Annotated in this window: 16 protein-coding genes; 5 read left to right on the forward strand and 11 right to left on the reverse strand. The window is 68.8% G+C overall.

All coding sequences use genetic code 11. The annotated features are described in order from the left end of the window. The first annotated feature begins 10 nt into the window (after positions 1 to 10). The 5 genes from AB0I81_RS40265 to AB0I81_RS40285 all read left to right on the forward strand — a co-directional run bounded on the left by AB0I81_RS40265 (position 11) and on the right by AB0I81_RS40285 (position 3,908). Positions 11 to 1,849 (forward strand): hypothetical protein, encoded by a 1,839-nt coding sequence (locus AB0I81_RS40265; RefSeq protein ID WP_360668590.1) that lies wholly within the window; start codon positions 11 to 13, stop codon positions 1,847 to 1,849. Further along, positions 1,846 to 2,277, forward strand: coding sequence for a hypothetical protein (locus tag AB0I81_RS40270; protein WP_360668593.1), 432 nt, complete (start codon positions 1,846 to 1,848; stop codon positions 2,275 to 2,277). The genes AB0I81_RS40265 and AB0I81_RS40270 overlap by 4 nt, the downstream gene beginning before the upstream one ends. Before the next feature lie 72 nt (positions 2,278 to 2,349). Continuing rightward, complete coding sequence (locus AB0I81_RS40275) at positions 2,350 to 2,628, forward strand: hypothetical protein (protein WP_360668596.1); 279 nt, start codon at positions 2,350 to 2,352, stop codon at positions 2,626 to 2,628. A 1-nt stretch (position 2,629) separates the two neighbouring features. After that, entirely contained in the window at positions 2,630 to 3,616 is a 987-nt protein-coding gene (locus tag AB0I81_RS40280) for an N-acetylmuramoyl-L-alanine amidase (protein WP_360668599.1), read from the forward strand. 70 nt (positions 3,617 to 3,686) lie between these two features. Further along, a complete protein-coding gene (locus AB0I81_RS40285) occupies positions 3,687 to 3,908 on the forward strand; it encodes a hypothetical protein (protein ID WP_360668602.1) in 222 nt (73 codons plus the stop codon). A gap of 254 nt (positions 3,909 to 4,162) precedes the next feature. Here AB0I81_RS40285 and AB0I81_RS40290 read toward each other — a convergent pair whose 3' ends face one another. The 11 genes from AB0I81_RS40290 to AB0I81_RS40340 form a co-directional block, all read right to left on the reverse strand. Next, positions 4,163 to 4,462, reverse strand: a complete 300-nt coding sequence (locus tag AB0I81_RS40290) for an HU family DNA-binding protein (RefSeq protein ID WP_360668605.1) — start codon at positions 4,460 to 4,462, stop codon at positions 4,163 to 4,165. A 603-nt stretch (positions 4,463 to 5,065) separates the two neighbouring features. After that, positions 5,066 to 7,201, reverse strand: coding sequence for a hypothetical protein (locus AB0I81_RS40295; RefSeq protein ID WP_360668608.1), 2,136 nt, complete (start codon positions 7,199 to 7,201; stop codon positions 5,066 to 5,068). Then, positions 7,198 to 7,470 carry a hypothetical protein gene (locus AB0I81_RS40300; protein ID WP_360668611.1) on the reverse strand — a complete coding sequence of 91 codons (273 nt, stop codon included), beginning with the start codon at positions 7,468 to 7,470 and terminating at the stop codon, positions 7,198 to 7,200. Before AB0I81_RS40300 ends, AB0I81_RS40295 begins: the two co-directional genes overlap by 4 nt. A gap of 11 nt (positions 7,471 to 7,481) precedes the next feature. Beyond that, a complete protein-coding gene (locus tag AB0I81_RS40305; RefSeq protein ID WP_360668614.1) occupies positions 7,482 to 8,918 on the reverse strand; it encodes a DUF2637 domain-containing protein in 1,437 nt (478 codons plus the stop codon). A 218-nt stretch (positions 8,919 to 9,136) separates the two neighbouring features. Further along, complete coding sequence (locus tag AB0I81_RS40310; RefSeq protein WP_360668617.1) at positions 9,137 to 10,297, reverse strand: methyltransferase domain-containing protein; 1,161 nt, start codon at positions 10,295 to 10,297, stop codon at positions 9,137 to 9,139. Then, on the reverse strand, positions 10,294 to 10,431 hold the full coding sequence (locus AB0I81_RS40315) for a hypothetical protein (RefSeq protein ID WP_360668620.1): 138 nt from the start codon (positions 10,429 to 10,431) through the stop codon (positions 10,294 to 10,296). The genes AB0I81_RS40310 and AB0I81_RS40315 overlap by 4 nt, the downstream gene beginning before the upstream one ends. A gap of 76 nt (positions 10,432 to 10,507) precedes the next feature. Continuing rightward, the gene (locus AB0I81_RS40320; RefSeq protein WP_360668623.1) at positions 10,508 to 10,849 is read right to left on the reverse strand and encodes a hypothetical protein; all 342 of its coding nucleotides are present in this window, start codon (positions 10,847 to 10,849) and stop codon (positions 10,508 to 10,510) included. Beyond that, a complete protein-coding gene (locus AB0I81_RS40325) occupies positions 10,846 to 11,082 on the reverse strand; it encodes a hypothetical protein (RefSeq protein WP_360668625.1) in 237 nt (78 codons plus the stop codon). The genes AB0I81_RS40320 and AB0I81_RS40325 overlap by 4 nt, the downstream gene beginning before the upstream one ends. A 123-nt stretch (positions 11,083 to 11,205) precedes the next feature. Then, on the reverse strand, positions 11,206 to 11,616 hold the full coding sequence (locus tag AB0I81_RS40330) for a hypothetical protein (RefSeq protein ID WP_360668628.1): 411 nt from the start codon (positions 11,614 to 11,616) through the stop codon (positions 11,206 to 11,208). Between the two features lie 183 nt (positions 11,617 to 11,799). Continuing rightward, a complete protein-coding gene (locus AB0I81_RS40335; RefSeq protein ID WP_360668630.1) occupies positions 11,800 to 12,222 on the reverse strand; it encodes a hypothetical protein in 423 nt (140 codons plus the stop codon). 76 nt (positions 12,223 to 12,298) lie between these two features. Beyond that, a complete protein-coding gene (locus tag AB0I81_RS40340) occupies positions 12,299 to 12,604 on the reverse strand; it encodes a hypothetical protein (protein WP_360668633.1) in 306 nt (101 codons plus the stop codon). Positions 12,605 to 12,815: the final 211 nt, after the last annotated feature.

Genomic DNA, 12,815 nt, shown 5'->3' on the forward strand with positions numbered 1-12,815 from the left:
GGGGTGACGGATGCCCGCCGAGGTGCGCAGCGTAGCCGCAACCCCCCTCTCAATTACCGAAGAGGAAGACGTTGAGCGGGGGGAAGCTCAGCCGGGCGACCTGATCCTGGCGTTCCACTCCAGCGACTGGGGCTCTCTCAACTCCATGTCGATCAGCGGGGGCGGCACGTGGCAGCCGCTCGGCTCTCGCGCCGGCAGCGACTGGGCTGGTAGCGAGATCTGGGCGAAGCCGGTCACGTCCGGGGAGCCGACCCATTACAGGGTCCGGCAGGAGGATGAGGACACCGACGGCACCGTGATCCTTCTGGTGCTGCGTCTCGCCACCCTGTCCAACGTCGTTGTCCAGTCAGCGAACGGGTTCGTTGCGCCGGCCGCGTCGCCGGGCTTCGCCAGCGGCGTGGAAATCCGGTACGCGGCTGCCAGCCCGTACGACGATGACGTCACGTGGCCGCAACTGTCCGGGTACAACGGTCTGGACGTGATCACGCTCGGCGGTACGGTCACTGCCACCCTGGCCGTCCGCTCCTACGTCACCAACGCTCAGGTGCCCGCGCTCAATCTGGCGCCTGACCCAAACAACTTCACTGGCCACGCGTTCACCATCCTCGTCAGGTCTACCGGCTCGGGTGGCGGCACCCCGCCGACGCCGCCGGAGTTCCCGGCGACCATGCCGGGCCGCGGCGAGACCACGATGCGGTACACGGTCCACGATTTCCTGACTGGGCAGTACCTGGCGGACATTCGGCCGTCGGACGTGCGTCTCAGCCAGTACATCAACGAGCCGGGCTCCTGGTCGGGCCGCCTCAACTTGGCCAATCCGCGTGAGGCGGATCGGATCAACCGGTTGTTCCCGGCGGACGCTGACGACCTCACGTCAGGTCCTGGCCGCCTCCTCATCCACACGTGGCGGTCTGGCGTGCTGTGGGGTCCGCATTGGATCCACACGACGGAGACGGGCAGGGATGAGCGCGGTCGCGTCTATATGGATCTCCGCGGTTCGACTCTGGACGGGTACCTCAATTACGTCGCGATCGAGGATGACACGGACCTGGTATTCGGTGACGACCAGATCCAGAACGCCCGTGACCTGCTGTTGCACATGATGGCGAATCCCTCCTCAAATCCGGGTTTCGGCCTCATGGCTGGGTCGTCGGGGGTGTTTCGCCTGCTGGAGGCGAAAGCCGATGGCAGCGCGCGGTACGGCCAGGTGTTGCAGGCGTTCGCCAAGGCCAGCGACGGTTTCGAGTACACCGTCAACGGCAGGGTTGTGGATGGCAGCATCATCCGGTCGTGGGAGTGGGGATCCCCGAAGATCATCAAGTCTGCGGTGCACACGTTCGTTGAGGCGGCCGAGGGCCGCGGCACGATCACGAACTGGCGCGAGGTCCGATCCGCTCTGTCGGGCGGGAATCGCTGGGGGTCCTTCGGCGGCACGCCTGAGCAGGAGGACGCGACGATGACGGCGACCGCCGTGCGGGCCGCGCTCATCGTCACGCCGCACGTTGCTGCAGGGTGGCCGCTGATTGATCAGCGGCCGGTGCATCCGTCCGCCTCGACCGATCAGGATGAGGTGGACCGGTACGCGGCGTACTGGGCGGCCACCGCGCCGGGCGCGCCGTCGGTTTTCACGTTCGACGCGATCCTCGGCGCGAAGGCGACGCTTGGGCCTACGTCGCTGGGTGAACAGGTGCGCGCCATCCTCAACAACGCGAGGTATCCGATCCGTTCCGATGGTTCCGCGAGCTTCGACAGGCGGATGCGGTTGATCGGCTACGAGCTCACTCCCGGGCAGCGCGGTTCCGGCAAGGACCGCATCAAGTGCGTCACGGAAAGCCAGGTGGCTGCATGAGCGGATTCGACGCGACCGGCGCGACCCAGATCAAGATCATTCAAGCGCTTGAGAATCGCATCGCCGCCTTGGAAAGCCAGGTCAGGACACGGCTCGGTGCCCCCGTGACCCGGACGTCGGGGGCGCTGTTCATCCCGAACGTGTCCGAGCCGTCCCCACAGTCGGGTGGCGTCAAGGTCTATGCGGTCAGCGGCGGCCTGCGGGTGATCGAGCCGGATGGGACGGTGCACGAGGTGGGCGGCGGCGTCCAACCTGCTGAGGACGCCCCCACCTATCCGGCGTCTTTCACGAGTCCGGCCACCATCGGCGGCACCCCCACCGCCTCGAACTACAACGACTTGCGCGCGGACGTCGTCAACCAGCTTTTCAATCCGCTGAGAGGGCTGATCCAGATCGGCCGCGACGCGGGGTTCTGGCCTTCCTCCTGAACTTGGCCGCCTGCACGAGGCGGTCACAATCGCTCACGGCACTCTCGCCGTACAGATATGAACGGAGGGCGCGTGACGGTGACGCACCTCGACCCCCTCGGCCCCGTCCAGATCGGCGCCAGGGAGATCTATGACCAGCTCCTGCAGACCGACCGCAAGGTTGACCAGATCGGCGGCAAGGTCGAAGGAATCGGCGGGAATCTTGCCAGCGTCGTGTCAGAGGTCGCGGACCATGAGACCCGTATCAGGGTGCTGGAGCGCGGCCGGTGGCCTCTCCCCGCTCTGGCGGCGGTCCTCGGCGCGGGTTCGTTGGTCATGACCATCATCAACTTCGCGGCCAAGGGAGGGTGACGTGGCCGACATCATCAGCCGCAAGGAGTGGGGCGCGGCCAAGGCGACCGGCTCGTACACGCGGGTGTCAAGCACACGAGGCGTGAAGGTCCACTACACAGGCGGGCCGGTGCCCGCTCGGATCGTGGACGACCACAGCGTCTGTGTGCAGCTCGTGCGGGATGTGCAGCGGATGCACATGTCGGGTGGGCGCGAAACGAGGTATGTGGACATCGGCTACAGCCTGGTCGCGTGTCCGCACAGGAAGGTGTTCATGGGCCGTGGCCCTGGCCATCTGGTCGCCGCGAACGGGCCGGGGCTGAACGCCGGCCATTACGCCGTGCTGGCCCTGGTCGGCTCCAGCGGGTTCACCACCCCGAACGAGGGGGTCAAGCACGCGGTGCGCGACGCGATCGAGTACCTCCGCAAGGAAGGTCGCGCGGGCGTCGAGATCAAGGGCCACCGGGACGGCTACGCCACGGCGTGCCCTGGCGGGCCGCTGTACGCGTGGGTCAAGGCTGGTGCGCCGAGGCCCTCGGGGGGCGGTTCGTCGGCGTCGCCCAGCTCGACGCCGGCGGACTTGGCCAAGCTGCTGCCGATGCTCAAGCTCGGCGCGACGGACTGGCACGTCAAGACCGTCAGGGGGCTGCTGCACGCGCGCGGGTACGTGCCCGCGGACTTGCTCTCAACCGAGTTCGACGCCGCGCTCAAGACGCTCGTGCGCCTGTTCCAGGGCGCCGAGGGGCTCGATGCTGACGGGATCGTGGGCGCGCTGACGTGGCGTGAGCTGATCGGCGCGCTGCCCGAGCTGGCCGCGAACGATGAGGCGTGGGCGGTCAAGACCCTCCGGGGGCTGCTGTTCGCGAGGGGCTACGACCCGGGCGCGCTGTGGTCCACCTCGTTCGACGCCGCGCTACGGGCGGTCGTCATCGCCTACCAGCGCGCCGAGGGCCTGGCCCCGGACGGGATCGTCGGGCCGAAGACCTGGCGGCGGCTGCTGCGCCTGTAGCGGCTGCTCGCCGAGCACGTTCCACGCCCCGCGCCGACCGGTCCGGGGTTTCTTCATGTCTGGAGGAATCATGAGCGAGGACAACAAGAGGGCTGTCAGGACCGGCCTGCAGACTGCGGTCGGTTTCGCTGTCGCGCTGCCGGCCATCGTGGGCGCGGCCGGTATCCCCGAGACGCTGCCGTGGGTCGCGGGCGGCCTGGCGGTCGCGGGCGGTTTCGCGCGGGTGATGGCGCTGCCGTCGGTGCAGGCGCTGCTGCCGTCGTGGCTGCGGACCAGCACCCCGGCTGAGTAGGCCCTGAGCATGGAAGCGGCCCCGCTCTCTTCGGAGGGCGGGGCCGCTTTTCGCGTGTGTGGGCTTGGCGGGCTCTGTGGTGGTCTGTGCGGCTCTGAGATGCCCTCGTGCGCCCCTTCTGTCCGGCATGTGCCCGCGAGGCGCTCACGGCGGCTCTGAGAGCCTTACGTCAAGACATCCGGACATGGAAGCGGCCCGCCCCCGAGAGGAGAGGGGCGGGCCGCTGACCGCGTGCGCAGAGTGCTGCAGGAGAGTTACGCGAGAGCCCGCGCACTCTCACGAATCTTCGTCTTCAGCACGTTAGACACGCGGAACTTGGGGACGGTCCGGGCGGGCACCTGCACCGGCTCGTTCGTGTGCAGGTTGCGGGCCGTGGTCGCCGCCTGCTCGCGGGTCTCGAACACCCCGAGCCCCTGGAGCTGCACCGCGCCACCCTCGACGAGCTCCTGCGTCACGACGAGCTGGAACGCGTCGAGGACGTTCTTGAGGTCGGCCTTGCTGATCGAGCCCCCAAGAGCCTCGCTGAGGCCGTCGATGAGTTCGCGCTTGTTCATGTCCCCTCCTGGGGTGATCTCTCTCGGTGTCGAGATCATGCTGTCGAGAACCCTTTTCGGCTGGGGGTACGCAGATGAGCGCAAGAGCCGAACGGCTCGTCACTGAGGGCAGGAGGCCTGAAGTTTGCGCAGGTAGTGGAGATTCAGCGTGGCCGCATGGCCGTTGATAAACCTCGTTGGAGAGCGCGGATTTGATGCGCTTCGACCCTCACCATCCGTCGCCGCGTCGAGGCGTAGCCGAGACAACCTGTAGTTGTACGAGAGGGAGAGGTATCACACAACCTTCCCCCTTCCCCCTACCCCTACATGGGTTCGCCGAAGGGTTTCGGGAACCCTTCGGGAAACCCTTACGTCGTAGGGTTCCGCCTGGAGAAATAGCAACGCCCGCTCTCGGCGAGAGCGGGCACCGCGAGCGGCGTGCGAGGGCGCGACTCGGGGAAGTTAGATCGAGCGAATCGAGTTAGGTCCGTAACTGCGCCGCGATGCCCACCTAACCGGCCATCTGACCTGCACAAAGTTAGCAAAGTTAGGTCGATCGAGCTTTCGCAAGAGCGCCCCTTTAGGCCCTCCAGACGGCCCCATGCTCCGCCAGGAGGACCTAACTTAACTCCCCTCCTCCTCGACGGCCCGACGCTCCGCAAGCGCCTCACGGACAGCCTCAGGCGACACAGGCCACCGGTTGCCCGTGCTCGGCACCCGTACCCCCGCGTCGGCGAGCTGCTCACGCAGCGCCTTGCCCGTCAACGACCGGTACGGCAGCCAACGCGGCGCGAGCCTGGCCAGCAGCGCGGGCAGATCAGCGACGGGGATCGGCTCGTCGCCCATCACCTCGTCAAGGTCGTCGAGCAGGTCACGCGGCGGCTCGACCGCCCGGACGGACCGATGCCGGCCGGGCAGCCCCGTGCCGCGCTTCTCGATCGCGGACATGGCCCGGTCGAGGATCGGGGTCACCTGGTCATTGCCCTTGCTGATCGACAGGAAATAGACCTGTACGACGTCGGAGCGCTCCCCGGTGAAACCCTTCACGATGGCCGTTCCCCGGTCAACGCCGGGGATCAGCTCGGTCGCGCGGTGGCCGCCCCGGTACGCGCCAGCGCCCAGCAGGGCATCGTTCGCCACGTGGTCACCGACCGCGAACGCGACACCGTTCGAGCAGTTGCGGGTGACGTCGCGCGGCATGCTGTCCTTCGTCGGGGCCTGCGTGGACACGATCAGGTGGATACCGCGCTTCCGGCCGAGACGAACGATGTCGATCAGGAGCTGCGAAATCTCCTCCCCGTGCTCCTTGTGCGTGATCGCGATATGGGCCTCCTCCAGGAGGCACACCAGCGGATGCAGCCCGATCCCCGCGTCCGCGAGCTTGCGGGTTACGGCGGGCTCCTCGTGCTCGATCAGCAGTTCGCCGCGCGCCTGAACCTCGGCGTACAGCTCAAGCAAGTCGTCGCGAATCTGCTCGATCTTCTCGTCTTCGGCGCCCATCACGTACCGCGAGCAGCGCCGACGGAACACCTCGAAGTCGAAATTCGCGTCGGGTACCCAGATGCGGAGCTCGGCCGTGGGGTCGAGCGCGGCGCCGGCCATGATGACGCGGGCTCCGCTCGACTTGCCCTGACCGGGCATGCCGCCGGTGATCGTGTTGCGCTCCATGAGCGGCGCGACCATGGGGTCTCCGCGCAGCGTCTTCCCGAACGGGACGCCTTTGAAGACGTCCACCAGGCCCGCAGTGAGCAGCGGGTGAGCGCCTGCGCCCTCAGCCAGCGCGCCCTTGTCCGCGATCCACAGCTTGAGGATTCCGGCCTCATCGCCGGTGGTGGGCCAAACCTCCTTGGTCGCGCGGTACAGGCCAGTCGCCAGGCCGGCCCGCTTCTCCGGCTTGCTGATCTCCTCGGCGGGCACGCCCATCGGTAGGCGGATCTCGGCGTACGTGCCGCGTCCGTCCTTGCGGGCGGGCACGAGGAACTGCAGGGGCAGGCCCTGCTTGAGGTAGGCGTTGATCAGCGAAATCCGCAGAGCGCCGAGCGCTTTCGCGATCGTTGTCTCGTCGATGGCCACGTCCACGTCTGCGTCTGCCGAGGTGGCCAGCCATGAGGGTGTGCTCCCGCGTCGGCGGCCTTCACGCCACCCGCCGGCCACGAGCACGACGGGCAGGCTGACGACGACCCACGGCCAGATGAACGCTACGGCGTCGAACAGCCACCGGATCGTGTCGCGCACCCACCGGAACACCGCGATGCCGTCGCCGCCGGTCGCCCACACCAGCGTGGCGACCAGCGGCACGAGCACAGCCAGCACGAGAGACCCGATCACGGACATCTTGAGCAGGCCGAGGGCGAGCAGCGGCAGCTCCATGAGCCGCTTGTGACGGCGCTCGACGGCGAGCTGCTTGCGGTCGGTCCAGTCGGCGAGCGCTTCCCGGTCGCCCATCGCCTCGGCCGCCCGGATCTGTCGCCGGTATACGCCGAACGTCCATCCGTCGTAGCCGCGTACTGCCCACGAGTGCCAGCCCTGCCCGACCGTGAACGCGGCCACGCCGAGCGCGCGGGCCGCGCGCATGGTCTGCTCGGACGGCTGCACCAGCGCGGGGCCGGCGGGCCGCCGAGCCTCGACCTCGTGGCCGGGCTCGGACGGTTCGGCGGGCGGGTCCTCGACCAGTTCGGTTTCGTAGACGAGCGGTTCGAGGTCGGCGCTCGGCCGCGCGCCGTCGGCGGCGCGCGGTCCGGAGCGGTGCTGCTCGATCACGCCGCGGCCTCCATCGTGCGCGCGGTGCCAGGCCACAGGACCTCGATCCCGGCATCGATCGTGCCGAGGACCGTGAGCACGGCCACAGCGGCAAGGATGACCGGCACCGCGGCGAGCACGCAGACCGCGATGAGCGTGCAGCGGACGACTCCGGCGCGGCGCACGGCGGCGCACATCTGACGGCGGGTGAGGTCGTCGCGGGAGGCGGGGCGTAGTCCGCTGAGGATGAGCACGGCGGCGGTCATGACGACGGCGAGAAACACGATCATGACGAGTCCCTTCAGCGGTCGTGGCCGTTGAGAGCGGGCAGGCGGTGACGGTCGGCGATGGCCTGGGCGATGGCGCGGTCAAGGGCGCTCATGCCGTCGTCGTGCGACGGTCGCGCGGGCTCCTCAGGAACCGTCACAGAAGGCTCGTCGGGCGGCGCCTGGAAGAGGATCGTCAGGGCCTGTGGGGCGGTGCGCTGTGACGGTACGGCGGGGGCCTCGACGGGCGGCTCGGGAACCGTCACGGACGGCTCGTCGGCGGTCGTCTCGCGGGCCTCCTCGGCGGCCTCCTCGGGCGGGGTGCTGTGACGGTCGTTGGCGGGCGCCTCGGGGGCGGCGCTGATCGTCACAGCCGCAGGTCGCGGGGCGTTCTCGGCTGTCGCGGCGCGCTCGTCGGCGGCCTTCTCCGGCGCGGTGCTGTGACGGTCGTCGGCGGCCTCCTGGCGGGCGTCGGCGGGCGTCGCGCGAAACCACGCGATGAGGGCGGCGTCGGACGTATCGGGGGTCTCGTCAGCGGGGGTGCTGTGACGGTCCTGGGCGGTCTCCTCGGCGGGGTCCGAGTCCGTCACGGCGGGGGCCGCCTCGGGGTCCTCGGCGGGCGGCTCGTCGGCGGGCTCCTGCGACGCCTTGATGATCTCCTCGGCCGCGCGGTGCTCGATCCCGAACCGGCGCGCGAGCGTGCGCTGTCCGAGGGGCCGCCCAGGGCCGTTGAGACTGTGCTCGTAGGCAATGCGTGCGGCGTCGAGCGCGTCAACGGGGACGATCGGTGTGGGTACCTCGACGCGCGTCTCGACCGTTACGGGCACGGGCTTCTCAACGATGCGCTCGACCTCGACAGGCTTCTCGACGACCGTCTCGACGGGCTTCTCGACGACGCGCCGGATCGTGACGGGCACCTTGACGGCCTCGGGGGCGGGGCAGACGTGCGGCTCAGCAGCCTCGGGCGCGGGCTCGGTGGCGCGCATGGCCGCCTGGCGGACGAGGCGGATCAGCCGCATGAGCAGCTCGTAGGACGCGAGGAACGCGAGCGGGGCGAGCGCGCCCAGCGCGGCGGCACCTTGTCCGTTGGCCCAGCCGTGCGCGACGTTGACGACGAGCGCGACGGCGACGCCGAATACGAGGGCGGTCCAGGCCAGCAATGGAACGCGAAGTCCGCGGCGCGAGCAGTAGAGCTTGACGAGGCCGGCCATGATGACCATGCCCTCGGCGGCGGCGGGGTACAGGAATGCCTCGGATGGCCTTTCTCCGAGGGTGATTGCGAGGTCTACGAAGTGGCGGAACGAGATCCAGCCGACGGCGCCGGAGACGGCGGCGGTGACGAGGACGGCGACGCCGAGTAGGGCGCGGTCGCCGGCGCGGCTGGCGCGGGTGCGGGGTGCGGGCGGTCTTGTCCGCTCGATCTTTTCGGCCGAGGTGGCGCGCTTGAACAGGCGCGTGAGAGGGTTACGCACGGTGCGGTCTCCTGGTTTGGTCAGGGGGCTCGTATCAGGGCGGGACCGGTGGGCTCAATCACCTGGTCTCGCCCGTTTTCAGTTGTGGGGCGCGAGGCCCTAAAACGTTGTTTGCTTAGCCAACAAGGTATCAGTCGATTCGATGCCTGGCAACGCCTGCAACGCGAGAGGGCCCCGCCCTCTCCCAACCTGGGAGGTGGCGGGGCCCTTCCGCGGGCTCAGATGCTGCTCAGCACCTCTTCCGGCGTATCGAGCCATACCGTCTGGCCGTTCGGCGTGACCGTCACGCCGAACCGCTTCCAGTGCGGTTCGCCGAACTCCACCCACCGGGCGTAGGCGTGCAGCACCTCATCCCAGACAGGCCGGTCGCCCACCTGCTGCACTGCGTGATCCGCTTCCCCGGGCCGCCAAGTGGCGACGGCCCACGATGCCGCGTCGTTCGGGTCGGAGACCCACATGCGCAGGTACTCACCGTCGTCGTCGGTCCCCTCGGTGGTGTTCGAGCAGAGCCCGGTTAGCGCGCCGATGGCCAGGTCTGCGCCTGCGTCGAGTTGGTCGAGCGCTCGCGGGTCGAGCGCCGTCCGGTAGTTCCGCCGCTCCTCCGACTGCGGTTGGTTCTCCAGCGGCTTCCGTCGCTGGGAGCGGATCATCATGTAGCCGGCGTACCCGACCACGCGCCCGACCGCCGTGCTGTCGTCCTGCACCTCCAGGCGCAGCGCGTGACTGGTGCCGAAGCCGGGATGCCATGGCAGCACGATGACCGCGCCCGGCCGGCACTGCTCGACCCACGCATGCGGGATGTCGCGGATCCCACAGGTGACGTGGACGCGGTCGTACAGCGTCCCGTCCGGGCAACCGAGAGCGCCGTCGCCGACGAGGAGCCGCGTCCTGAAGACACCGGCCGCCACGAGGTTCTTCGCGGCCTGCTCGGACACTTGCGGGTCCACCTCGACCGAGGTGACCAGCTCTTGGTGCCCGACGAGCTGGGCCAGCAGCGCGGCCGTGTATCCGGTCCCCGTGCCTATCTCCAGGACCCGCATGCCCGGCTCGGGCGCCAGGTGGTTGAGCAGATCTGCGACGGTGCTGGGCGCGGATGCCGAGGATGTGGAGTCGCCGTGCAGATCGCCCAGAGGAGTCCGGCCGTCGTCAAGTTGCGTGACGATGATGCTGCCCGAATAGACGGTGTCCCACCATGCGGCGGGGTCGGCTTGCCGGTCGATCAGGTACGGCGCCCCGTCCTCCTCGACGACCAGGCCCACATCCGGGATGAACAGATGCCGGGGCACGGTACGGACGGCGTCCTTGATGGGTTCGCTGATGTCCCCGACAGGATTGGCGGCGGTGATCAGCCGTTCTATGCGCTCAGGTGTGGCGGTCACTTCTTCTTGCCCTTCCCCTTCGCGTGGTCGCCCTCGGCTTCCCTGTTCTGGTCGTTGGTGCTGCCGGTGCCACCCTCGGTGCCGTCCATGTCCTTGGCCTTGGGGCTGTCCGGGTCTTCGTGCTTTCCACCCATGATGGTGAGTCCCTTCTCGGTGTGGCGGTTGGGGTGAGCCACGGTCTTGCTAGTCCCGCATGTAGGGGCGGGACGATCAGGGGGTGTTGCGGGGGTGCGCGGCACATGACGGGCCTGCGCACTTCGGGAGAACGGGCAGGCAGGCGAAATACCCCATGGCCAGGTCAGCCAGCTTCGGCAGCACCGGCACAGACCACCACAACGTCGCGGTAGTGAGGGTCATCAGCGGTGGCCCGACACGGCCGAACGAGCAGAACCACGCGCGTTTCCGAGTCCAGTACGTCTGGAGTCGCGCCCGGCAGCCCGCGCAAAGCCCGACGTGCGTCGTGAGCCGCCGCTCAGCCTGCGTCACGGGCAGCAGGGCCAGCACGGTCAGCGTGCCCCACACCATGCCGATCCACGGTATGACGTCGGTCATGACGCCGCCCGGTCGGTTTCGCGCTGACGCCGATCGGTGAGGCTCTGCCACACCGTGAAAGCGGTGAGGTAGTCGCCGCGGGCGGTCTCCTCCAGGGACCGGCCGGTCCATCGGGTCACGAAGTACTCGGACATCTCGTGGCAGAGCTGGTATTCGTCGTCCCATGACGACTCGACCACGCGCTTTCGCCGGGTGGTGTTCGGGATGTGCGGGCGCCAGGTATGGACGTACAAGGGATCACTTCCAGTGGCGCGACGGCCGGACCTGGGGGTCTGGGCCGGGAAGGGCCGCCGCGCCTGTCGGGGCCCCGGGCCGGAGGGGTCACCGCGGCCCGGGAGCGGCTTACAGGCGGTCGCTCAGATGACCGCGCCGAACTTGCGCCAGTCGTTGCCGGGCCGCCGGATCTCGCCCGGGTGCTCCACGTCGCGGACGGCGTACGCGTCGAGGTCGTCGAGCTTCGCGTACTCCAGGCCCGTGCCGTCGATCAACCTGTACGCGTCGTCGTCCGCATGGATGTCCTGGAGGCTCTCCTCGCGGGCCGTCTCCTCAGCGGGAGCGCCCCGGCCGAGGGCCGCGCCCAGCTTGCGCCACTCGTCGCCGGTCCTGCGGATCTCGACCTCGGGGTGCGCCGTGTCGCGGACGGCGTAGTCGTCTTGGTTCGCGATCGGCGCGTACTCCAAGCCGGTGTCGGCGAGCTGCGCCCACTTGTCCTCGGGCACGTCGATCGCATACAGCTCGGGCTCGATGCGTCCCGTTTGCTTCGCCATGGATCGTTCTCCTCGGGGGTTGGTACTCGTTGGCCGCCGGGGCTCCGTAGCGGGGAGCGTACGAAGCCCCGGCTGTCCGGCAACGGGCGTCGCCGGACGTGGTGTGGTGGCCTCGCTCCCCCTGACGACCGAGGCCACCCGGCGCGGCGGCCCGGAAATGCAAGAAACCGCCGCCGCGCCAGCTCATGGGGTGCCGGCCTCGGGGGGTGCGGGGGCAGGGCACGGATAATCGCCGCGCCGGTTCGGACAGCGCACCACGGCAGCCGTCCAATGCTGGGCCGGGAGCAGCCCCTCCTCCCACTCCCAGTCCTCCCCGTCGGCCAGGATGCGCAGCGCCCTCGCGTGCCGCTCCTCAAGGGGCTCGGTGGCCGGGAACTTGCAGAACTCGGCGATCTTCCCGTACTCCGTGACCAGCCAGTCGGCGGCCTCCTCCGGATCGTCAAAGGTCGCCACAATCTGGCCTGCCGGCCGGGCTAGCCAGTGACGTGTTTTACCGGGGGCGCACCGCGACGACATGAACGCCGCTGTCCCCGGCCAGCGCTCATCCGGATGCGGGCGCTCCTCCAGGTTGCTGGTCGCGGTGTAGGCGTGCCAGTGGGGCTGCATCGGTGCTCCTGTGAGATGGCGAACAAGGTGGTGCCCGGCCCGCCGCCACGCGCATGTAAACGGACGGGCCGGGGGCTCATGTGCGACGCGGGGTCAGGTAGTGGATGGTGTTCCGTTGAGTGCTGAGGTCCGCCATGAGAGCGACAGGGTTCGTGCGCTCCAGCCGTTGCAGCACGCCGACGGCCACAAAGTCCTCAGTGAGATGCCAGGTCGGCAGCACTGCGACCCACGCCCACCCGTTCGCTGTGTACTCGTGAGTGATGGCCCATTGCGGGAAGCTGAGGCGCAGCACGGCGAGTTGCCGGTCTCTCGGCTCCAACGCAAGCCATGCCCCGATCACAGCATCGTGATCGGGCTGCACTGCCGGATCATTTCGGCTCATTCCGACCACCAAATGAACATCGCGGCCTTCCTGATCAGGGGTTTTGCGGATTACAAAGCGGTGACTTAAGAAAAGCGCTTCCTTCTACGCCTGGCGATAGTTCGGGAGTAGTCTCGCCGTAGTCCCGTTGACACCGAGCGTTGGGATTTCCAGTCGTGACCAGGCCACCGCTCGCCGCGCATCCGCTGGCGCATGTTCGATCACAGCGCGG

It is taken from the genome of Nonomuraea sp. NPDC050404, from assembly GCF_040655495.1.
Lineage (GTDB): Bacteria > Actinomycetota > Actinomycetes > Streptosporangiales > Streptosporangiaceae > Nonomuraea.